This window comes from Vibrio sp. PSi01 (assembly GCF_054960695.1).
Window position 1 is genome coordinate 81,886 of the sequence record NZ_JBHNYN010000010.1, and the last position, 20,669, is coordinate 102,554.

Here is a 20,669-nt window from a genome sequence, read left to right on the forward strand (position 1 = left end):
TTATGAAAAAGCTGTTGTCTTTGGCTGTCGTGAAAGTCGTTGTGTTGTCTTTAGCGGTAGCCGTTCTTACTATCAATATCTATAGTGTTACTCGGATAAATGATATCAACAAGAGTTTTTCTAATCGGCAAAATGAAGCTACATGGTTTGTTTTTCAATTAGTAAAGGAATACGCCAACTTTTTGATGATCAGCCAATCTGATAAAATTGATTACGAAAAGTTGTGGCTCGCTTATGATATCACTTGGAGCCGGTTTGATATTTTAATCAACAGTACAGAATCTTCGAATTTCATTAAATCCGCTAACTTTAAGCCATACTTTACGACAGAGTTTGATAAATTTAAGGCGTTGGAGCCATCAATTAAATTAGTGAACGAAGGCATCCTAGCTCAAGAGTCTTTACAAAAAAAGATTGATATTTGTTACCATACATTAGTTGGTTTTATTAACGAAAAATTCCGGTTACAAAGTCCCGTTATCGAAGAAAATACTTTCATGGTCGATAAATTAGTCATGACTCATCAAATAAGTAGTATATTTCTTACCCTGATATTGATGCTTACAGGTATTATTTTCTATGTCGACTTTACCACTAAGCGAAGACTACTCTCGACTGATGTCACCACTGGCTTTCGTAATCGAGCTTCGTTAATGAAGTTTGTTAAAAATAATTACCTAAAGGATAATAATTTCGATCTGTACTTCGTGCGAATCCGAAATCTTAGTGAGATTAATCAAAAATATGGACTCGAATATGGTGATTTAGTTGTTAGCTCGGCAGCTAAGTCTCTGATAGCAAAGATTCCTGAAAATACCATGTCGTTTCGTAGCAGCGGTAGTCAGTTTTTGTTCTTCATTCCAGACCATGAGTGCACGAGTGATGAAATATTGGAGAAATTTAACGATGTGCTCAGTGACTATATAGCGGCAGGTAACTTAGAGTTGATGATTGATGCGGTCGTGAGGCATAAAAAGAACATCAGTTTTCAAGATATGATGGAGCTATTAACTAATATGCAAGGTTAATACTCTTTTATCTGAGCGAATACTGACCTCTATTATTTAACTCATCTTTCTCCCTATCCCTACACTCAATCAAATCGGCGGCTGTCAGTTTGGCAATCGTAACTGTAATTTCCCACGTTTACCTTCTAGCCGAATCATATTTTTTTCGTCCTGATTCATCTGTTTATCTGTTCATCTGTTTATCTGTTCATCTGTTTGATGTGAAGTCGCAAAAGTCGATAAAGTTGGTTTGCATAGATCTAATCTAGATAAGGTTAATAGCTAGGGCAGATTAAGACAGATAGGATGATTTGAAAATAGAAAGGGGCAGTAGTCGTTATAGATTAGGACCTTGCTACTTCATAGTGGTCGCCGTAAGCATTCAAAAAACAACAACAGATGAATATCTACGTTATTTTTTCTGAGTTAATGAGACTATTCGTTCACTAGAACTAGATTTGAGATGGCGTTGAGCGTCTAAAATAGCTTGGGGGTCGTGGTCTCTGACAAACTCGATGAATTGCAGGTAGGTTAGCGGTTGACTAAATAGGTAGCCTTGTATCAAATCACAGTTTGCCTCTTTGAGGTATTGATACTGCTCTATTGATTCTACCCCTTCACCGACAACTAACGTGTCACAAGAGTGGCCTAAGTTAACCATTGATTCAACCATTTTACGGCCTGCTTTGTCGTTGACTATATTGTCGATAAAGCTCTTATCAACTTTTAGTTCATCTACTGGGTAATGAAGAAGTTGGTTAAATGCAGTATAACCGGTACCAAAATCATCGAGGGATACTTTTAACCCCAAGCTTCTGAGGCTCTCAATGGTTTGAACGGTAAGTTTGGTGCTTTTTACATAACTGGTTTCTGTGATTTCTATAATTATGTTACCTGGAGTGACCTGATATCGTTCAAGAACTTTACGTATATTATCGGCAAAGTTACGATTATAGAGCTCCATAGCTGAAATGTTGATCGATAAGGTGCCTTGATAATTGTGAACTTCTGCGAGTTCTTTATAGCACTTGATTGCTGTTTTAATTACCCACATGTCAAGTTTGGAGATTAGATTACTCTTTTCCGCGACAGGAATGAACTCGTCGGGCCCAGCGTTAATATCAAACAACGCAGGGCAGCGTATGAGGCATTCAGCACCATCGATGTGAAGTGTTTGAGCGTTGAATATGGGCATAAAGCGAAGTTCGAAATTGTCGCTCTCACAACATTCTAATAGCCTTTTCTCGAGCGTGTCATGTCGCTCTAATGTATGCAGCAACTCTTCACCGTACATGATGCGACTTTCTCCATCACTGTGAGACTTAGCATTGATCAGCATTTCATCAACACATCTATGCCATATCTCTTCGAATTTTGGAGTGTCCACAGGCAAGACAGCTGTAGCGATTGAGAGCCTAAATCCATAATAATCAAGGAATGTAGTTCCGGTCAGGGTGTTATTGATGTTCTCAATTTCTTCGTTTATCGATTTGCGTTCATCCATCTCTAGTATGGCAATAAATTGGTTCCCGCCAAGTCTTGCCAAAGAATAATCACTGCAGCTAAACCCTAAAGAGGACTGTTGGTGTTGCAGCGTTTCTCTCAATGCCTTAGCTAAGCTCACCAATACATTGTCACCGACTTTTGCTCCATATAAGTCGTTGATCTTTCTAAAATCAATAATGTCCCAACAAACCAAATAACAATGTGGGCTCATTGAGCTTTTTAGGCGGACATCTAAGTGGCGAATGAATGAGCGTCGGTTGGCTAATTTAGTGAGTTGGTCGAATTCGGCTTCGAACTTCAATTCCGTCAAGGAGTCAATGTACGCATTCTTCAAACCATCGATTTCGCTTTGCCCAGATGAGCGTTTGAAATATCGCAGCTTTAATCCACCAATAGAGATCTCGTGAAGTAAGTCTTTGAGTGGGCGAACGAGCTGGTAACGTACCACCATATGTATGATTAGCATGATTGCAAAAAGGGTCGTAAAGCAACCAACCAGAGTCTGTCTGACGATGATTGCCTTTTCCTCGTTGAACTTTTGCTCGCGAATATTCACTTGAGCTATAAAGTGTCGGCTTGTCATCTGTACATTGATGCTTTCTTTCGTTTGTTCAATGGACTTAATCACAAACTGTGTATTTTCAATGTTAGCAACGTCTGATGATGGCTCTATTAAGAGCTGCATATTGTCGTCATCATTATACTTAATCAGTAATCTAGAGAGCTGTTTTAAAGAGCCGTCTGCGATTAATATGTATCGATTTAAACTGTTACCCGAACGCTTATCTTGAGGCAGTAAGTACGGGTCAATTGCAGCGACATAAGCATATCTGAGCTCACCACTGACCGATATATAAGAGAAGCCTTTTGGAGATAGCTCTTTTTTGTTGACCAGTGACGTGTATAAATCGAAAACCTTTTCATAAATATTATCAGGAATTTTTAGCCTTTCAAATGGGTCGGCTCTTAACGTCGATAGCGTTAGATTGAACTTGGGATCTACTATATAGACATTACGCTGTCCAAATTGATTGACGTGATTCTGATTGAGGACACGAAGAACCCGTTTCTCTAGTAGAGATAAGGTAGTGTAGTCATCGGGAGTTTGGATGTAACGGAGAAACTGTAATGAAGAACCAATATCTTTAACGAGCAACGACAAACCGAGTTGTTCGTATTCTGCTGCAACTAGAGCCGTATTCACGTCAGATTGAACTTTGTCTAAGTACATACGCTTAGCATGGTGTGATGCAAAATTATATGTCACCACCCCTGCTATTGTAGCGACAAGGAGCAAGGTTGGTATGAGTACTAAATACAACTTTCTTAATATTGGCATTAACTATCTCAAACTGTCGACAATTCGGTTTCGAATTTGAAGGCTACTGGGTTCTAATTGTTGATAAAGGTAACTACGATCTAATACTTCATTACTTGGGAACAGCTCCGGATCATTTTGATATTCTTGAGATGTCAGCTCTTTTGCTTTTGTACTTGGGGTAGCAAACCATGCATCCATCGCATTTTGAGCGGCAATATTGGGTTGAGACAGGAATGATATGGCAGTAACTGACTGAGTAGATAGTTCTCCATTATTAATTGCAGCAATGCATTCTAACCATAAGGTTGTTCCTTCTTGAGGGACAATGTAAGCCCATGTGCTTTCAGGTTCTAAATCGTTGAGTACGTATGTATCGCCTGAATATCCATATGCGAGATTGATGTTGGATAGGCGCTCTGGATGGTTGAGATAATCAAGGATGTACTCGTTACTTTCAAGGTGTGGTTTTTGTTCTTTTAGAGTTTTGTACGCTACTCGCAGTTCTTGTTCATTATTCGTAAAAGGGGCAAATTGATTCATTAGCAAGGCAGCACCAACAAGGTCTGTGGGATCGTAATACATGCTGATTTTGCCGCTGTTTTCTGGTTCCGGGGCAAGCAAGGCTTTCCAAGACTGAGGTTCGGCAACTTTGTCGCTTCGATATAGAATTCCTGATGTTCCCCAAGCATAGGGGATGCCATATTCACCACACCCTTCAACCCATCTTTGATCAAGGTGACCGGCAATGGAATCTTGCAAGTCGCGAAGATTATGGAACAGCTTTTGTTTTGCTAAGGCTTTAAGTTTTACGCTTTCTACAATTACGAGTTCAAACGCACTTCGACGCTCGCTCAACAATACTTCATCTCTTATTGATTCATCAGAGAAGTACTGTTGTTTTAGGGATATATCGTAAGTATCTAGGAGTTGTTCAACAACGCGTTCAGACAGAAATGCATCCCAATTATAGATATAAATATCATGGTGTTGGCCAAAAGCAGAGCCAGTTATAAAGGATGTTGATGCAAGTAATGATATATAAAATATTTTCACCGACGGATTCCTTTCGTACTGTGATTAATTAAATCGTAGCCCAAAATTTGGGACATGTTTCAAATTTAGGTATCTAATTATAATTAAACTCGTTGCACAGTATTAAAATGCTCTGTTAGTCCTTGTTAATTCCATATGACTGATCTGGGTCTGATGTAATGCCTTGAATTAATTAAAGGTTCTTTGTGCCCACTCGTTAGTGAAAAAATTATTTTTGATCTTTTACCTTAAGTGGGGTTTTGGGTCAGATTTAACCTGATGTTATAGATTAATATTCAACATAGTGGGGGTTGATGCAACTATTTATGCAATTTTAATGCATTTAATGACGGCTTGGTTTGTGTTTAGACTAACGGGAAGTTATGTGTTCGGATAAACATCATGGTTTTGGTTCAGGACTTTGCAATTATTTACTCTTGTAGCACGGTGTGTTTGTGCTTATTGTAGGCCGCAATAGCTTAAGTTAGACGAGTCTTGCTTTGGTTTGTGGGTAACACTTAAACGTGCGAGTAATACGTCGGTGTAGCATTAATACTTAGGCTAGTGGTTGATATTTAAACTTAGACTTGTGGTTTATGTTTAACGCATTTGAGCGTTGCTTAGCTTTTTCGAACAGTAGAAAACCTACGTCAGCCAAGGAGTTGTTATGGAATTAGAGGTATACCAAGTAGATTCTTTCTCAACCCAGACCTTTAGGGGAAATCCTGCTGGGGTTTGTATTTCTCAAGAGCCTTTGAATGAAGCATTAATGTTTTCAATAGCGGAAGAGATGGCGGTATCAGAAACGGCTTTTCTTGTGCTTAACACTATGACGCTTAAATGGTTCACGCCAGAAGTAGAAGTGAAACTATGTGGACATGGAACCTTGGCAACCGTCCACGTATTGAAAGAGCAAGGGTTAGTGAAAACGGGTGATAAGGTAGTATTTGATACTTTGTCTGGTGAGTTATCTGCCACGGTTCGTGAATCGTCTATCGAGCTGGATTTTCCTAGCACTCATTTATCGCCGAGTCTGGAACCCGATCAAGAATTGCTCGAACACCTTGGCTTGGAGTTCAACCAAGTTGTTTCATTTAGAGAGTTTGATTCAAAGCAGTTAATCGAAGTCGTTGATGAGCGCGTTCTATTGGATTTGTCTCCAAACTTTGACTCCTTGAAACGCATGGATGGTAGAGGTGTTGTGGTAACGGCAGTTCCATCAAATCCTGAACTTGATTTTGTTTCTCGCTACTTTGCGCCATGGGTGGGTGTTAATGAAGACCCCGTCACTGGTTCGGCACATTGTGCATTGACGCAGCACTGGGCAGAAAAGCTCAACAAACGGAGCTTTAACGCTTATCAAGCATCCCGTCGTGGTGGGTCTATGTCGACAGAGTTACTAGCGAACGGAAGAATAAAAATCATTGGTACGGCTACAACAGTGATTTGTGGTGTATTGAAGGTTTAACGTTGATTACTGGCTTAATGTTAGACCAAAGCGGTTGTCTTATATGCTTGAATTAAATAGCGGCTTCGTTCATTTCTGGTTGAACGAAGTCGATGTAGTGTCATTTTTGAAGGAATTACCGTGTCAGCATTTTATCTGTCTCAAGTATTAGTTGCGATTGCCATCTGTTTCGATCTGTTGTCATTCCAGTTTAAAGAAAGGAAGAAAATCGTCACTTGTCTATTTTTTGCAGGAACGCTTATTTCGAGTCACTTCATTTTGTTAGAGCAATGGACCGCCGCGTGTTTGATGATCATTGCCACTACTCGTTATTTAACAAGCGTGTTCTCAACATCTTCCAAGTTTAAGTACCTGTTTTGTTCTATGTCTGTCGTTGCGACAGCCGTTACCTACTCGGGGCTAACGAGTGTTTTAAGTTGTTTTGCTTCTGTGTTTCAAACCTTTGCCGCTTTTAATAAAGACGATCGTCGATTACGTGAATTGATGATCATCGGAACCAGTTTTTGGTTGGTGCATAACTATTTGATTGGTTCTCCTACTGCTGTAGTGATGGAAGCGCTGTTTATATGCAGTAACTTAGTGGGCTATTACCGTTTTTACTTCAAAAAGAGTGTCGCTGCTTAGGTTTCGGCTTTCTACGGTTTATTAAGTTAAAGAACCACAAGATTCAAAGCGCAGCACCAGATTACAGTTAACAAGGATTAGGAGAGTTCGATGTCTAATATTTACGCTGATGTTCCTTCGTCGATGCCCAATGAAATATTCAATGACCTGCTTGCGAACGACAGTGTTCGAATCGAAAGAATATTGTCTCATGGTCACAGTTCCCCAGAAGAGGGTTGGTATGACCAAGATGAAAATGAGTGGGTAATGGTGATCGAAGGTCAAGGTGTGATTGAGTTTGAAGATGGACGCGTTGTGACTTTATCAAAAGGGGATTATATCAACATTGCAGCAAGAGAAAAGCACAAGGTTGTTGGTACGGATAAAGACATGGTGACGATCTGGTTGGCTGTGTTTTATCGTTCAAACTCTTTGTTCTAAAGTCGACTCATTCAGAGAGAACCTAGGGACAATACGTCACCTGTCCAATACGCTAAATACATGAAAGGACTATGTCGTGGTTAGAATCCGAAATTACCAAACCAGTGATGCTAAGGCGTTGTGGGAGATTTACTTTCATACCGTTCGCAATGTTAATGTTCGAGATTATTCTCAGCAGCAAGTAGAAGCTTGGGCACCAAGTAGCTTTGACTCTGAGCTTTGGCAAAAGCGTATGAACGAGTTACTACCTTTTGTGGCTGAGCTAGATGGTTGCGTTGTTGGTTATACTGACCTGCAACCCAATGGCTTGATTGATCATTTCTTCTGTCATCATGAATGCCAGGGTAAAGGCGTTGGAAGAGCGCTAATGGAACATGTTCTTGCTGTTGGTCGTGTTCGTGGTGTATCGCGGTATTTCTCTGAAGTAAGTATTACCGCAAGGCCTTTCTATGAACACCTTGGTTTTAAAGTCGTTAATGAGCAGGAAGTTGAAATGCGTGGCGTAAAACTCACCAATTACGTGATGGAGAAGGTAGTGCCTTCAGACGAACGGTAATCTCATTTTTGTTACAGTTTTCACCTGTTTTTGGTTCTCTTCTTAAAGAAAAATCATCACTTTAGCGATAATATTCACTGCAACTAATTTGAGTGAAAGAAGTAACGTGGGAATTGAAGCTTTAGCGTTTGTGATGGATGCATTAATGACAACATGTTGTATGTATATTGCGTCAAAGATGTCTTTTGTCGTGGCTGACTTTAAATCTCTTCTTGTTATTGCCGTTATCGTTGCTTTGGTATCACTGATTCCGACTGTTGGCTGGGTTTTGGGGGTGATTCTGTTTGTCTTCCTGCTTGGGAAGGCGACGCATGCGAGTATTGGTGACTGCATTTGGGTGGTGGTATTTACAAAAGTAGTGTCTATGGCGGCATTTCTAATATTCGGTCGACTGTTTGTGTAACGAAGACCTAATTTGATTTGAAACAGGCAAATAAAAGGGTGTGAACTTGTCACACCCTAAACAAAATTCAATTTGAATTTGTTAAAAGAATTTCAACTGCACTATTTAGGAAGTAATACAGTATCAATTACATGGATAACACCGTTGCTTGCCTTGACGTCGGCTGTAATTACTTTAGCGTTGTTAATCATAACAGTGCCATCACTGACACTGACCATAACAGCTTGTCCTTGAACCGTATCAGCACTGTCTGTTTTTATCACATCGGCAGCCATCACTTTCCCCGCGACTACGTGATAGGTCAGTACTGCAACCAACTTATCTTTATTTTCCGGCATCAGGAGCATATCAACTGTTCCTTCAGGAAGTGCCGCGAACGCCTCATCTGTGGGTGCAAATACAGTAAAGGGGCCATCACCTTTCAAAGTTTCCACTAAACCTGCTGCTTTTACTGCCGCCACTAAAGTGTTGAATGAACCGTTTTCAGCCGCTACGTCCACGATGTCTTTCTTCATTCCGTGGTGATTAGCGTGAGCAAATGTGGTGAAAAGGAGTGTTGCAACTAGTACTGACAGAGTCTTGCTTAATTTATTAAACATATTTTAGTCCTTTGAGTTTATCTGTTATTTCCGAGATGTATTACGAGAGCTCAAAAGCGATAGATCAACTTATTGCACGTTTAAGTGGCTTCTTTAGTTTGGTTGTGCCATCAAACACATAATTTCGCTGGCTAAATAATTGTTATAATTCCATTTTGTTACTTATAGTTAATTGGTGATTATTCAATTAACGGATGTGAATATGAGGTTTTTTTTACCAGTCGTGTTTACGGCATTTGCTTCGATGCCTGCATATAGTGGACTTGCTCCAAGCGATGGTTTCAGCGGAAACTTTAGTATTTTGGCTGGTTCTTATTCAGATAGCAGTAACTTGAGTACCGAGCAAGATTCTATTCAAGCAAACAACACGAAAGAAGGGAGTAGTGAAAACCAGGGGCTTCTCGGCTTTCTCGGAACGGTTCAATACACCTTTGGGGAATCGTTGAACCACCAAGTTTATACGGGAACTACTCGAGAGGATATTGCGACAGGTACAATAGCGTTTGAGATTGGTTATCGACATCAGTTCTCTGGTGGCACCATTATCGACTTCTCGGTGCTCCCTACGTTTATCTCGGGTAAAGCTTGGGCTGATCCGTACGCGGTTGGCGTTAATCGAAACGAAACGGACGTAAAAGGTAATGTGGGACGACTGCAATTGACGAGCGTTGGAGGCACCGGTTTTCAAGCGGATCTTGCAATTGGTGAATCTGATGTTGACGATGAACTGTCGGGAACTCAAAACTTATCTGCCCAAGACGCAGCCTTGTTAGATAGGGAAAGAACCTATTTGTACGCAAAGGCCGGATACCGCTTTATATTGCCGGACCAAGTTGGGTTACTGGTCCCTTCTATGGTTTACTTTAGTTCAGATGCGAAAGGAGACGCGATCAGTTTTGATAGCTACGGCGTAGAACTTAATTACGCAAAAAGAATGGGTCGTCATGGTTTCGTCGTCACGTTAGACGCACATGATCGTCAGTACGATGAAGTAAACCCTCTTTATGGAAAAATGCGTAAAGAGAATGAATACGGTGCTTTTTTAGCTTACGAGTTGAGTGGTTTTATGGGATATGATGGTTGGTCGTTTATTACGTTACTTGGCCTAAGAACCATTGACTCTAACATCGACTTTTACAATTCTGAACAAGTGTTAGCGAGTGTTGGTATCGACTACAAATTTTAACGGTCATACCTAACCAAAAGTCAGCCAAACTAGCGTTAAGATTTAACTTTATTATTTGTTCAGTTATTTTTAGCACTTATCATATTTAAGGTTGTAGGTGCTTATCGCTATCCGTAATATAAAAATCAGCGAGAATATAGGATCAGATAACAAGGAAGCGCTTTGGAAATACAAATTAGACACCTCGAACTAACAGATTACCAAGATATTTTTGATATTTATCGTCAACCTTCAGTCTCTGAGAATACATCACAGAAGCCTTTTCTTAGTTCTGATCAAGTTGAGAGATTGTTTGGGCATTCTGACCATTTTACTTTGGTTGCTGAAGTGTCCGGAAAAGTCGTGGGCCACATCACTTTATTCATGACCACCAAAGTGAGAGACAGACATTGTGCAGGCCTTGCGATAGCGGTCAATCCGGATATGCAAGGCAAAGGGGTCGGCAAGGTCTTAATGCAAGAAGCGATCAATCAGGCCGATAATTGGCTTAACCTCGTTCGACTTGAATTAGAAGTTCATGCCGATAATCACGGTGCGACTACTTTATATGAAAGCGTTGGTTTTCAATTAGAAGGAACCAAAAAGCTTAGTACATTCAAAGGTGGGAAATACGTTGATATGCTTTTGATGTCGAGAATTAGGCATGATTATCGTTGATAGTGAGCTGGTGATTGGTTTTGTTCAAAGCGGTTTCATTCGGTTCGTCACTCGTTAAACCTTTTCATCGCAGCTTAATTTGGTATAGTAGCAATCGTTTGCTTCGTATAACCCCAATGATATGGTTTGGGGGTCTCTACCAGCTCCCGAAAAGTGCTGATTACGAAGGGTTTAGATCACAATTGTGTTCTTACTCTTTGTAATGGCGTTCAAAAATATCCTGTCTATTACTCAGAGTAAGTGCACACCTAAAATCCATAGTAGGTGGAATATGAACGCATTTATTCAAGGGCTTCCAAAAGTAGAGTTGCATTTACACATTGAAGGTTCACTCGAACCTGAATTACTGTTTAAACTCGCTCAACGTAATGGCATAGATTTGCCTTATTCATCTCCAGAGCAGTTAAGACTCGCATACGAATTTGATGATTTGCAGTCGTTTCTCGATATTTACTATCAAGGTGCTGATGCACTGCGCACAGAACAGGATTTCTACGATTTAACATGGGCTTACCTAGAACGCTCTATAGCTGACAATGTTATTCATACTGAAATTTTCTTTGATCCTCAAACTCATACCGATCGTGGAATTGCTTTTGATACTGTGATTAATGGTATTTATCGTGCGCTCAAACGTGGTCAGAAAGAATTAGGGATTACTTCTCAAATCATAGCTTGTTTCTTACGACATTTATCTGAAGAGAGCGCTATTCAAACGTTTGCTGATATTCTCAAGCACCAAGACAAAATTATTGGGGTTGGATTAGACTCCTCAGAACTCGGGCATCCGCCAGAGAAATTCAAACGCGTATTCGAACAAGCCAAACAAGCGGGCTTTCTAACAGTGGCTCATGCTGGTGAAGAAGGCCCCGCACAGAACATTGTCGACGCTATTGAAATGCTCAGTGTTAGCCGAGTAGACCATGGCGTGCAGTGCATGACAGACGAAGCGTTAATATCGGAATTGATTAAGACTAAAATGCCGCTGACCGTGTGTCCATTGTCTAACATTAAACTACGAGTGTTTGATGTAATGGAAGACCACAATATTGTTGATCTACTAAGAAAGGGCGTTTCCGTTACGATTAATTCGGATGATCCTGCGTACTTTGGTGGTTATATGTCGGATAACTTTAACGCAGTAAACAATGCTCATACGCTTACACATAAAGAGTTGGCCCAGTTTAGCTTGAATGCAATTGACGCGAGCTTTATTGAAGAGTCGTTGAAACAGCAATATCGCGATGTCGTATTAGCCTATATTGCCTAGAATGATGTTAGCTAGTATCCAACGTTTCACTATTTGAATTGCCCAACGACTGGCAATGACTGGTCGTTTTATTTGGGCTGGCTTTGATGTTTCCAGAAACCACCAAATTGGTTCTTTAAAGGGGGGGAGGATTAGTCAAACCGAGTACCTAGCATATGGGCTGTTTAATCAAAGAAGTTCAATGGTCTGAGCATTATGACTCCATGACTGGAAATTCAGTCGCCTCTTAACGAGACAAATGGTTCACTTACAGCTTGTAAGCTACGCTATTATCTTAAAGTACTAAAAAATATAACTTTTTTGATAAATAATTGTTGGGTGTTAGTAGTATTAGACTACATTTAGAAAAGGTTCAGTGAGATGCGTTGCACTCATGCAGATATTGTTAGACAAGGAGTTAATCGTTGTTAGACCCTAAAATAGGCGAACAAATACAGTGGCCATGTGATTTGTCACAAGATTTGATCCACAGCTTGCTCGAGATTGCGCTCTTCAAAACGGGTGTTCATAGCTTAGAGATTACGAAAAAATTCCAAAATTTACCGGGGGTCTTTTATATTCTTAAAGGCTCAGCGGGTATCTGCTTTTCAACTGAAAACATGAAAAGCTTGTCGGGTGGTGTGATAGGTAAAGGCGATTGGATCGGCGCTTTGACCATTCATGCGAACTACAATTTATTTGCTGTCGCAGAAGAAGTTGAGCCGATTACCATGGTATTTTTCCCCGCGGACAAGGTATTGGAGCTCGCTGAAAAGAAATGCATGGTCTTCAAATGGCTACTCCATTGTGGAGTTAAATCGCAATCTATCTGGATGCAGGCTTTCTTATCTTCCATCCATGAAAAAGAGCAAAAAACGATTTATGTCCTTTTAGAGCTCGCTGCTCGCCAGACAAATGTTACAGGGGCAAAGGTGAGTATCAATATTTCGCAAACCCAATTGAGTACCATTACTGGTATATCAAGGCCGAGGTTAAATGAGGTGTTAAAAAGTATCGAACAACAAGGTCTAGTGACGATACAAAGAGGTAAGGTGTCCATCTCAGATTTTGAAGGTTTGTACGAACGTATTTCACCAATGAATTTAATGATCCGCGACCCTATATCGACGATGAACGCATTATAATTAAAATACTTATTTCTCGAGAAAAGACTCAAATAGGCGGCTATTTGTGGCTAAATCCTCAACTTTTGTTCCTTTAGGAACATACATGAATCACGGAAATCGGTAACGTTAACTCAAGATTTATAAATTTAAAATTGAGTGAGTAGTACTGTTATGAAAATGGCTGTTTTGGAATACAAAGTGTATGGGGTCGGTGACTGGATTAGAACAACGATTTCGAGTCGTTGTGCCTATTTGTTGGCTGCTGAGTATAAAGGTTTGGGTTGGCCAGCTAAGGTGGATGGGAAATCGCAATAGATGAGGCTTAACCTATGAATTCGGAATAACCTTTCCCTTTCTTATGAAATAATCCTAGAGACAGAAAAGAAGCTGACTTGATGTCAGCTTCTTGCTTTAAAGTGAGCAGAACAAATCTATTTGTTCACGTAATCTTTGAATTTCTGCTTGGTTTCAGCATCGGCTTTCTCGTACCAGAAATACAGCATTTCTTCCGCAGTATTCGCCGCGTTCGCATCAATCTTTGCTGGTAGAGTGACAGGTTGTACAACCGCTGCTGTTGCAACTGCTGATGTACCCATAGTTAATGCAGCAATACCGCCTTTCTGGTTGTATTCTTTCGCTTCTTGAGGATATTTACGACCAATCTGCATTCCATCTTTGATTAGCTTATCTTGATTAACACTGATTACATTTTGGTTCTCATCAATCAGTTTCCAATCAAGGTTATTAAAGCCTTTTTTCGCTTCCGATACATTACGGAATTTAGGCATTTCAAACGTCAATGTAGTGTCTGCTGCATCAAAAGTTGCAATTATGACGTCGCTATCGACAAACTCACGATCGTTACCTTGACTAAAAGCAAGCTGATATTGGAAAACGATTTGGTTTACACCGTCTGGAACGGTTATTGTTTTGCTTGAAGAGAAAAAACCACCCTCAAGGTCAGGCTTAGCCTCGTTAACTGCTACGACGTCAACTAAGGCATCTGCGCTAGAAGGGATTTTAATGGTTACATCAGCCAATGCTGCGGGTGCAGCAACGATAGCTGAAAGTAGGGCTATACTTTGGATTGTCTTCATAATCATACAGTTGTTGTTATGGTTAGATGAATTACAATCGCATGCAAATGTATGTATTTCAAGTCATGTCATAGTGTTTTAAAAAAATTTGCGAAATCTTAACGCAACGGTCATATATCGAGATAACTAAAGACCAATGTGGGTAATTATCATCCAACAAACACGCTGAATCTCGATAAAGTCATTCGTCATATTATGGCAGATATATGCTTTATTTTTGAAACAAGAAAGCCGTAATAAATGTGATTTATCACGGCTTTGTTTACTTTCGTAGCGTTAGCTAATTGGTTACTTAGCTTGCGATGCAGCCGCTTCTAGTTGTTGAAGCTTACCCTGAAGCATGTAAACGTTCTGGTTGAAGTTACCAGGGTTCAATACTTGGCTTTGTTGCATTGGGTAGTCAGGTAGCGTGTTCATGAACTCTTGTACTTTGCCGCCTACTGGTACGAATAGCCACATGTTGTCTGCCATCCAGCGTAAGTACATGCCAGATTCGTGTGGTGCTTTCTCGAATGGGTCTGCACGTAGGTGAACAACTTGAGGCCAGTTCGTTTGGAAACGTACTGCATCAACAATGTTACCTTCTAGTACCGCAAATGAAATCTTGAAGTCATTCCAACGTACAGCGTTTAGCTCAGCGTTAGCAGAGAAGTAAAGCATGCTGTCGCGAGGGCCTTTCTCTTCTTTACCTTGGAAGTAAGGTAGGAAGTTGTACCCATCTAGGTGTACACGCCAGTTCTTACCGTTGTAAGTTGCACCTTTGTCAGACGCTAGCTTTTCAACCACTTTATCATCACCAGCTGCTGCTAGTAGAGTAGGAATCCAGTCTTGGTGACCCATGATGTCGTTGATCTTAGATCCCGGTTTGATTGTACCAGGCCAGCGAACGAGCTGAGGAACACGCATACCACCTTCGTAAGTTGTACCTTTCTCACCGTGGAAGTAAGTCGCACCACCATCAGGCCAAGATACAGTTTCTGCACCGTTATCTGTTGAGTAGATTACGATCGTATTGTCTGCGATCTTCAATTCATCAAGCTTATCTAGTAGCACGCCCACTTGGTCATCGTGCTCTAACATGCCATCAGCGTAAATGCTGATACCCGATGCGCCTTGGTATTTTTCTTGTAGACGAGTCCACACGTGCATACGTGTTGTGTTGTGCCAGATGAAAAATGGTTTGTCAGCTTTCACTGCCTTTTCCATGAACGCTAGAGATTCCTCTAGGAACTCTTCATCCGCATGCTCCATACGCTTACGCGTCATAGGACCAGTATCTTCAATTTTACCATCGGCAGTAGATTTGATTACACCACGAGGGCCAAAGTTTTTACGGAACTCAGGGTCTTTAGGGTAGTAGTATGTCTCTGGCTCTTCTTCCGCATTCAGGTGGTACAGGTTACCGAAGAACTGGTCAAAACCGTGGTTCGTTGGAAGGTGTTTGTCTTGGTCACCCATGTGGTTTTTGCCGAACTGAGCTGTCATGTAGCCTTGTTCTTTGAGGAGGTCTGCGATCGTTGGAGCCCAATCTGGGATACCGTGGTCTGAACCTGGCATACCGATAGTCAATAGACCAGTACGGAAAGGTTCTTGGCCTGTTAGGAATGCAGCACGACCAGCAGTACACGATTGTTGACCGTAGTGGTCAGTAAATAGTGCGCCTTCGTTAGCAATACGGTCAATGTTAGGGGTTTCGTACCCCATCATTCCGTTGTTGTATGCACTGATGTTGAACACACCAATGTCATCTCCCCAGATAGCAAGAATGTTAGGCTTTTCTGCTGCGGTTGCTGCTGAAGAAGCTGCTAATAAGCCAACACCTAATGCCAGTTTATTAATTTTAGTACCCATAAGGACTCCGATTCACTTTTAAGATTAATGCGTTAGAGCAACACATCGTTGGGCAAACATTAATCTCAAAAACTGATGGTGTCTTTTTATAGTGGTTATAACCAATTGTTATGAAGCAGATCTAACTTTATGATTCAATTTGGTTTTATATGCTTACCTCGATTTATCTTCGAATATTATGCGTGATCTTCGTCATGTTTTTCTACGTCATTTTATCGCGTGTTTACGCATACTGTTCGTTATGAAAATGATAAAAATATTAATAGTTTAACCAAGGTCGCGAGAGTTAAAAAAATGGACTATATGTTGTAAGGCAGGATGCAAATAACTAACGAAGAGGTTTCTATGACAGCGAAATATGGCGTTAAACGTCGTTTAGCGATTTTGGGTACGGCGATGATGGCGGCTTCCACCACCACATTCGCAGCAGAAAAACCGAATATTCTCGTGATTTGGGGGGACGATATTGGGCAATCTAATGTCAGCGCATATACCTTTGGTTTAATGGGTTACAAAACTCCGAATATCGATAGTATCGCTAAAGAAGGCATGATGTTCACAGATTACTATGCCGAGCAATCTTGTACAGCTGGTCGCTCTACGTTCATTACTGGTCAAAGTGTATTAAGAACAGGTTTGAGTAAAGTAGGCTTACCAGGTGCAGACATTGGCCTTCAAGCAGAAGACGCGACAATCGCAGAAATGTTGAAACCTATGGGTTACATGACGGGTCAATTTGGTAAAAACCACCTTGGCGATAAAGATGAATTCCTTCCAACAGCACACGGTTTTGATGAATTTTTTGGTAACCTTTATCACCTAAATGCTGAAGAAGAGCCAGAAAATGAAGATTACCCAACCGATCCAGAATTTCGTAAGAAGTTTGGCCCTCGTGGTGTAATCAAATCTTTCGCTGACGGTAAGATTGAAGACACCGGCCCACTAACGCGTAAGCGTATGGAGACTGTCGATGAAGAAACGCTCGATGCAGCGCTTGATTTTATGGACCGTGCGGTGAAAGCCGATAAACCATTCTTCGTTTGGTGGAATGCAACGCGTATGCACTTTAGAACACACGTCAAAGCTGATAGCAAAGGTGTGACAGGGGTAGGTAACTATGCTGACGGCATGGTAGAGCACGATAGACATGTAGGTCAGTTATTGAAACAAGTGGATGATCTGGGTATCAAAGACAACACCATTGTTTTTTATTCAACGGATAACGGCCCACACATGAACTCTTGGCCTGATGCGGGTACAACACCGTTCCGTGGTGAGAAAAACACCAACTGGGAAGGTGCATATCGTGTACCTGCAATGGTTCGTTGGCCAGGTAAGATTGAACCAGGTACGGTTTCTAATGAAATTATGCATCACATGGACTGGATGCCGACCTTTGTTGCAGCTGCCGGCGATGATCAAATCAAAGAGAAACTTCTGAAAGGTCACACTGCGGGTGATAAAACATTTAAGGTTCATTTAGATGGTTACAACTTCCTTCCTTACCTAACAGGTGAAGAAGAAAAAGGTCGCCGTTCTGAAGTTTTCTACTTTACTGATGATGGTGATTTGGCCGCGCTTCGTTATAACCAATGGAAAGCGGTGTTCATGGAGCAGCGTGCAACGGGCACTATGCAGATTTGGTCAGAACCGTTTGTGACGTTACGTTTACCTAAGTTATTTAACCTACGCATGGACCCATATGAAAATGCAGATATCACATCGAATACCTATTATGACTGGTTGTTAGACCATGCATATATGTTCGTTCCTGCACAAGCGTATGTTGGTGAGTTCTTAGAAACGTTTGCCGAGTACCCACCACGCCAAAAAGCGGCAAGCTTTAGCTTGGATCAGGTAATGGAGAAACTGCAAGAGAACCATAACAAGTAACTCTTATTACAAAAGTAAATATTCACAAGCGAAAATTTATGATTGAAAGAGCTCTCCGGAGCTCTTTTTTTATAGGCACTTAACCGATGTAAATACAAATCACAAGTATTCGATACCCGAGACACTAATTAATTGTATTTTAGGTGTTTTTACGTCTATCTTATTAAGCATAAGGATGTATAAAAACAAGGAATGTTATGTCTGCATGGTTGTGCTCACTAGTGAACGGATTGAAACACCAGAGAGTTGCAGTATTATCCGGAATGTTGTCGTTATTTATGTTGTTGATAGTCAGTCTTAATGTCTATGCCAGTGAGCTAATTTCGTCAGTTGGCTCAGCAGCTACAGGTTCAGAAGCAGCGCCTTTCAGTTCTCAGGCTACATATATAGGCTCTGATGCTTGTGTTGATTGCCACAGCGCAGAAGTGGAAGCATGGCAAGGTTCTCATCATGATATGGCAATGAAGCACGCTACTGACGAGTCGGTATTGGGCGACTTCAATAATCAAACCGTTACCCACAAAGGGAAACCCAATCGCTTTTTTCGCAAAGGTGGTGAGTTCTGGGTAAATATCGAAGGGCTAGACGGCCAATTCAAAGATTACAAAATCAGCTATACCTTTGCCTTTGAACCTCTACAACAGTACATGGTTGAATTTGAGGATGGTCGCGTGCAATTGATTCCTTTTGCTTGGGACTCAAGAGAAAAGGCACAAGGCGGTCAGCGTTGGTTTCACCTCTACCCAGATACCACCAACACTGATGAATTCTACTGGACCAATAGTGGTCAGAACTGGAACTTCATGTGTGCTGACTGCCATTCAACAAACCTAGAAAAGAACTACGACAGCGCAAGTAATACTTACAACACCACTTGGTCTGAGATTAATGTCGGTTGTGAAGCGTGTCATGGGCCAGCGAGTGAGCATGTTGAACAAGCTCAGCGAACAAATAACAAGCAAGCCACAGCCAAAGGTGGAAAAGATGCCCAGATTTCGGCGCATTATGGTTTTGATCGTGATTTGTCGAGGTCGGTGAAAGAGTGGATCTATCAAGAGGGCAACTCAACCCTGCAACCAAAAGACATCATCCATACCAATCAAGTTCAAACCTGTGCTCAGTGCCACAGCCGACGCACTCAGTTGAATGAAACAGGCGACCATGTTAACGGTTCATTTTTTGATAAGTATCGTCTGAGCTTGATTACCCCTGAGCTTTACCATAACGATGGTCAAATCTACGATGAAGATTACGTTTACGGATCTTTTTTACAATCAGTGATGGCAGAGAAAGGCGTCACTTGTACTAACTGCCACGATCCCCATACTGCAGAACTGAAAATTGCCGAAGAAGCCGTATGTGGTCAATGTCACATTGCATCTGAATACGCGCCTGAAAAGCACACATTCCACGAAGCCAATACCGAAGCTTCACAATGTACGACTTGTCACATGCCAGAGACGACTTACATGGAGGTCGATCCAAGGCGTGACCACAGTTGGCATATCCCGCGTCCTGATATTAGCCAACACATTAAAACACCAAACGTGTGTACCAGTTGTCATGAAGATCAAACTGACCAGTGGGCCGATAAGCAAATTGGTGAGTGGTTCCCAGATTCTAAGTATCGTAATCAGCAGCATTTTGCTGTTGCCTTTTATGCTGACTCAATTGGACATAGTGGGGCTGAAGATGCCTTGGCGTATTCGGCTCAGGATTCCAGCTTAAGCAATATTATTAGAGCATCGAGCCTAGAGCGTTTGGGTGGTAACACGGGCAAAAATACACTTATCTCATTGGCAAGAGCGGTGAAACATGACGATGAAATGATTCGATTGGGTGTTGTTCAAGGCTCATCTGGTTTTCCATTTACTGACCGTTGGCAGATTCTAGAGCCGCTATTGAAAGACCCTGTATTGTCGATTCGTTCAGAAACCGCAGGTGCATTAGTGCGTTACTGGGGAGAAATGAATCCTCTGCAGAAAGATCAAATCAAGCCAGCATTAGAAGAGTACATCGAGATACAACGCTTCAATGCTGACAGAGGTTTTGGTCGTACTAATTTAGGTAACGTTTATCGAGATCTAGGGCAGTATCAAAAAGCGATGGAGCTCTATCAAGGCGCTATCGAAATTGAACCTTACTTCGAAAACAGCTACGCCAACTTGGCCGACTTGTATCGTGCACTTGGTGACGAACCAAAGGCATTAGCGATATTGAAACAAGGTATTCAAGCGCAACCAAAATCGAGTGTGTTGCCATACAGCGCAGGCTTATCTTTGCTTCGTGTGAAAGATTACGACAAAGCAACCGACTACCTAAAACAAGCGGCAGAAACAGCAAAAACCGACCCACAATATTGGTATGTGTACGGCTTGGCTTTAGAGAAGTCTGATGTACTTGCTGCGAGTAAGTCATTGAATAAGGCTTACCAATTTAGCCGTAACCCACAACATTTGTACGCACAGTGTGAGATTTTGGCTCGAAATTACCAGAAACCAGGCGTAGTAAAAGCGTTTGAACAATGTATTTCGTCATTGAGTAAGGTGGCACCACCGGAAGCCATTAACCAATTGAGAGCACTTAGTAAGTAAATAGCGATGAGCCAGTAGAAAGCTTAGCTGAAATAAAGGGTTAGCAAAAACTTGTCTATGGCACGCATAAATTATGGTG

At 41.3% G+C, this 20,669-nt stretch carries 18 protein-coding genes and 1 riboswitch; of the genes, 13 read left to right on the forward strand and 5 right to left on the reverse strand.

The window, feature by feature from the left end; translation table 11 throughout:
* Positions 1 to 2: 2 nt before the first annotated feature.
* Positions 3 to 1,028 carry a diguanylate cyclase domain-containing protein gene (locus ACFI6G_RS14565; protein ID WP_010429209.1) on the forward strand — a complete coding sequence of 342 codons (1,026 nt, stop codon included), beginning with the start codon at positions 3 to 5 and terminating at the stop codon, positions 1,026 to 1,028.
* Between the two features lie 391 nt (positions 1,029 to 1,419).
* On the opposite strand, the gene ACFI6G_RS14570 is transcribed toward ACFI6G_RS14565, so the two are convergent.
* Complete coding sequence (locus tag ACFI6G_RS14570; protein ID WP_016793647.1) at positions 1,420 to 3,852, reverse strand: putative bifunctional diguanylate cyclase/phosphodiesterase; 2,433 nt, start codon at positions 3,850 to 3,852, stop codon at positions 1,420 to 1,422.
* A 3-nt stretch (positions 3,853 to 3,855) separates the two neighbouring features.
* Positions 3,856 to 4,887: an ABC transporter substrate-binding protein gene (locus ACFI6G_RS14575; RefSeq protein ID WP_016766789.1), complete on the reverse strand. Its 1,032-nt coding sequence runs from the start codon at positions 4,885 to 4,887 to the stop codon at positions 3,856 to 3,858.
* A 646-nt stretch (positions 4,888 to 5,533) separates the two neighbouring features.
* Between ACFI6G_RS14575 and ACFI6G_RS14580 the strand changes: the two genes are divergently transcribed.
* The 5 genes from ACFI6G_RS14580 (at position 5,534) to ACFI6G_RS14600 (ending at position 8,337) form a co-directional block, all read left to right on the forward strand.
* Positions 5,534 to 6,334 (forward strand): PhzF family phenazine biosynthesis protein, encoded by an 801-nt coding sequence (locus ACFI6G_RS14580; RefSeq protein WP_016766790.1) that lies wholly within the window; start codon positions 5,534 to 5,536, stop codon positions 6,332 to 6,334.
* A 120-nt stretch (positions 6,335 to 6,454) separates the two neighbouring features.
* Positions 6,455 to 6,958, forward strand: coding sequence for a YgjV family protein (locus ACFI6G_RS14585; RefSeq protein ID WP_010429221.1), 504 nt, complete (start codon positions 6,455 to 6,457; stop codon positions 6,956 to 6,958).
* 90 nt (positions 6,959 to 7,048) lie between these two features.
* Entirely contained in the window at positions 7,049 to 7,378 is a 330-nt protein-coding gene (locus ACFI6G_RS14590; protein ID WP_016796491.1) for a cupin domain-containing protein, read from the forward strand.
* 76 nt (positions 7,379 to 7,454) lie between these two features.
* Entirely contained in the window at positions 7,455 to 7,934 is a 480-nt protein-coding gene (locus tag ACFI6G_RS14595; RefSeq protein WP_016785165.1) for a GNAT family N-acetyltransferase, read from the forward strand.
* 106 nt (positions 7,935 to 8,040) lie between these two features.
* Positions 8,041 to 8,337 carry a hypothetical protein gene (locus ACFI6G_RS14600; RefSeq protein ID WP_010429230.1) on the forward strand — a complete coding sequence of 99 codons (297 nt, stop codon included), beginning with the start codon at positions 8,041 to 8,043 and terminating at the stop codon, positions 8,335 to 8,337.
* A gap of 101 nt (positions 8,338 to 8,438) precedes the next feature.
* Here ACFI6G_RS14600 and ACFI6G_RS14605 read toward each other — a convergent pair whose 3' ends face one another.
* Positions 8,439 to 8,936 (reverse strand): fasciclin domain-containing protein, encoded by a 498-nt coding sequence (locus ACFI6G_RS14605; RefSeq protein WP_462710335.1) that lies wholly within the window; start codon positions 8,934 to 8,936, stop codon positions 8,439 to 8,441.
* Between the two features lie 202 nt (positions 8,937 to 9,138).
* On the opposite strand from ACFI6G_RS14605, the gene ACFI6G_RS14610 reads away from it, so the two are divergent.
* The 5 genes from ACFI6G_RS14610 to ACFI6G_RS14630 all read left to right on the forward strand — a co-directional run bounded on the left by ACFI6G_RS14610 (position 9,139) and on the right by ACFI6G_RS14630 (position 13,470).
* Positions 9,139 to 10,122 carry a DUF2860 family protein gene (locus tag ACFI6G_RS14610; protein WP_050612845.1) on the forward strand — a complete coding sequence of 328 codons (984 nt, stop codon included), beginning with the start codon at positions 9,139 to 9,141 and terminating at the stop codon, positions 10,120 to 10,122.
* 162 nt (positions 10,123 to 10,284) lie between these two features.
* Positions 10,285 to 10,779 (forward strand): GNAT family N-acetyltransferase, encoded by a 495-nt coding sequence (locus tag ACFI6G_RS14615; RefSeq protein ID WP_016796493.1) that lies wholly within the window; start codon positions 10,285 to 10,287, stop codon positions 10,777 to 10,779.
* Between the two features lie 83 nt (positions 10,780 to 10,862).
* Positions 10,863 to 10,962: riboswitch (purine riboswitch) on the forward strand.
* A gap of 88 nt (positions 10,963 to 11,050) precedes the next feature.
* Positions 11,051 to 12,049 carry an adenosine deaminase gene (locus ACFI6G_RS14620; RefSeq protein ID WP_010429242.1) on the forward strand — a complete coding sequence of 333 codons (999 nt, stop codon included), beginning with the start codon at positions 11,051 to 11,053 and terminating at the stop codon, positions 12,047 to 12,049.
* 404 nt (positions 12,050 to 12,453) lie between these two features.
* On the forward strand, positions 12,454 to 13,173 hold the full coding sequence (locus ACFI6G_RS14625) for a Crp/Fnr family transcriptional regulator (protein WP_010429245.1): 720 nt from the start codon (positions 12,454 to 12,456) through the stop codon (positions 13,171 to 13,173).
* Between the two features lie 153 nt (positions 13,174 to 13,326).
* Positions 13,327 to 13,470: a hypothetical protein gene (locus ACFI6G_RS14630; RefSeq protein ID WP_010429247.1), complete on the forward strand. Its 144-nt coding sequence runs from the start codon at positions 13,327 to 13,329 to the stop codon at positions 13,468 to 13,470.
* A gap of 116 nt (positions 13,471 to 13,586) precedes the next feature.
* On the opposite strand, the gene ACFI6G_RS14635 is transcribed toward ACFI6G_RS14630, so the two are convergent.
* On the reverse strand, positions 13,587 to 14,252 hold the full coding sequence (locus ACFI6G_RS14635) for a DUF2057 family protein (RefSeq protein WP_016766795.1): 666 nt from the start codon (positions 14,250 to 14,252) through the stop codon (positions 13,587 to 13,589).
* A 288-nt stretch (positions 14,253 to 14,540) separates the two neighbouring features.
* Positions 14,541 to 16,103, reverse strand: coding sequence for an arylsulfatase (locus tag ACFI6G_RS14640; protein ID WP_010429253.1), 1,563 nt, complete (start codon positions 16,101 to 16,103; stop codon positions 14,541 to 14,543).
* A gap of 345 nt (positions 16,104 to 16,448) precedes the next feature.
* Here ACFI6G_RS14640 and ACFI6G_RS14645 point away from each other — a divergent pair, with 345 nt between their 5' ends.
* Positions 16,449 to 17,996: an arylsulfatase gene (locus tag ACFI6G_RS14645; protein ID WP_016786452.1), complete on the forward strand. Its 1,548-nt coding sequence runs from the start codon at positions 16,449 to 16,451 to the stop codon at positions 17,994 to 17,996.
* 197 nt (positions 17,997 to 18,193) lie between these two features.
* On the forward strand, positions 18,194 to 20,590 hold the full coding sequence (locus tag ACFI6G_RS14650; protein WP_016794980.1) for a tetratricopeptide repeat protein: 2,397 nt from the start codon (positions 18,194 to 18,196) through the stop codon (positions 20,588 to 20,590).
* Positions 20,591 to 20,669: the final 79 nt, after the last annotated feature.

Bases quoted from the DNA above. Each gene is read 5' to 3' on its own strand.
- ACFI6G_RS14565 (WP_010429209.1), top strand. From the start codon at position 3: ATGAAAAAGCTGTTGTCTTTGGCTGTCGTGAAAGTCGTTGTGTTGTCT.
- ACFI6G_RS14570 (WP_016793647.1), bottom strand. From the start codon at position 3,852: ATGCCAATATTAAGAAAGTTGTATTTAGTACTCATACCAACCTTGCTC.
- ACFI6G_RS14580 (WP_016766790.1), top strand. From the start codon at position 5,534: ATGGAATTAGAGGTATACCAAGTAGATTCTTTCTCAACCCAGACCTTT.
- ACFI6G_RS14590 (WP_016796491.1), top strand. From the start codon at position 7,049: ATGTCTAATATTTACGCTGATGTTCCTTCGTCGATGCCCAATGAAATA.
- ACFI6G_RS14605 (WP_462710335.1), bottom strand. From the start codon at position 8,936: ATGTTTAATAAATTAAGCAAGACTCTGTCAGTACTAGTTGCAACACTC.
- ACFI6G_RS14610 (WP_050612845.1), top strand. From the start codon at position 9,139: ATGAGGTTTTTTTTACCAGTCGTGTTTACGGCATTTGCTTCGATGCCT.
- ACFI6G_RS14620 (WP_010429242.1), top strand. From the start codon at position 11,051: ATGAACGCATTTATTCAAGGGCTTCCAAAAGTAGAGTTGCATTTACAC.
- ACFI6G_RS14630 (WP_010429247.1), top strand. From the start codon at position 13,327: ATGAAAATGGCTGTTTTGGAATACAAAGTGTATGGGGTCGGTGACTGG.
- ACFI6G_RS14635 (WP_016766795.1), bottom strand. From the start codon at position 14,252: ATGAAGACAATCCAAAGTATAGCCCTACTTTCAGCTATCGTTGCTGCA.
- ACFI6G_RS14640 (WP_010429253.1), bottom strand. From the start codon at position 16,103: ATGGGTACTAAAATTAATAAACTGGCATTAGGTGTTGGCTTATTAGCA.
- ACFI6G_RS14645 (WP_016786452.1), top strand. From the start codon at position 16,449: ATGACAGCGAAATATGGCGTTAAACGTCGTTTAGCGATTTTGGGTACG.
- ACFI6G_RS14650 (WP_016794980.1), top strand. From the start codon at position 18,194: ATGTCTGCATGGTTGTGCTCACTAGTGAACGGATTGAAACACCAGAGA.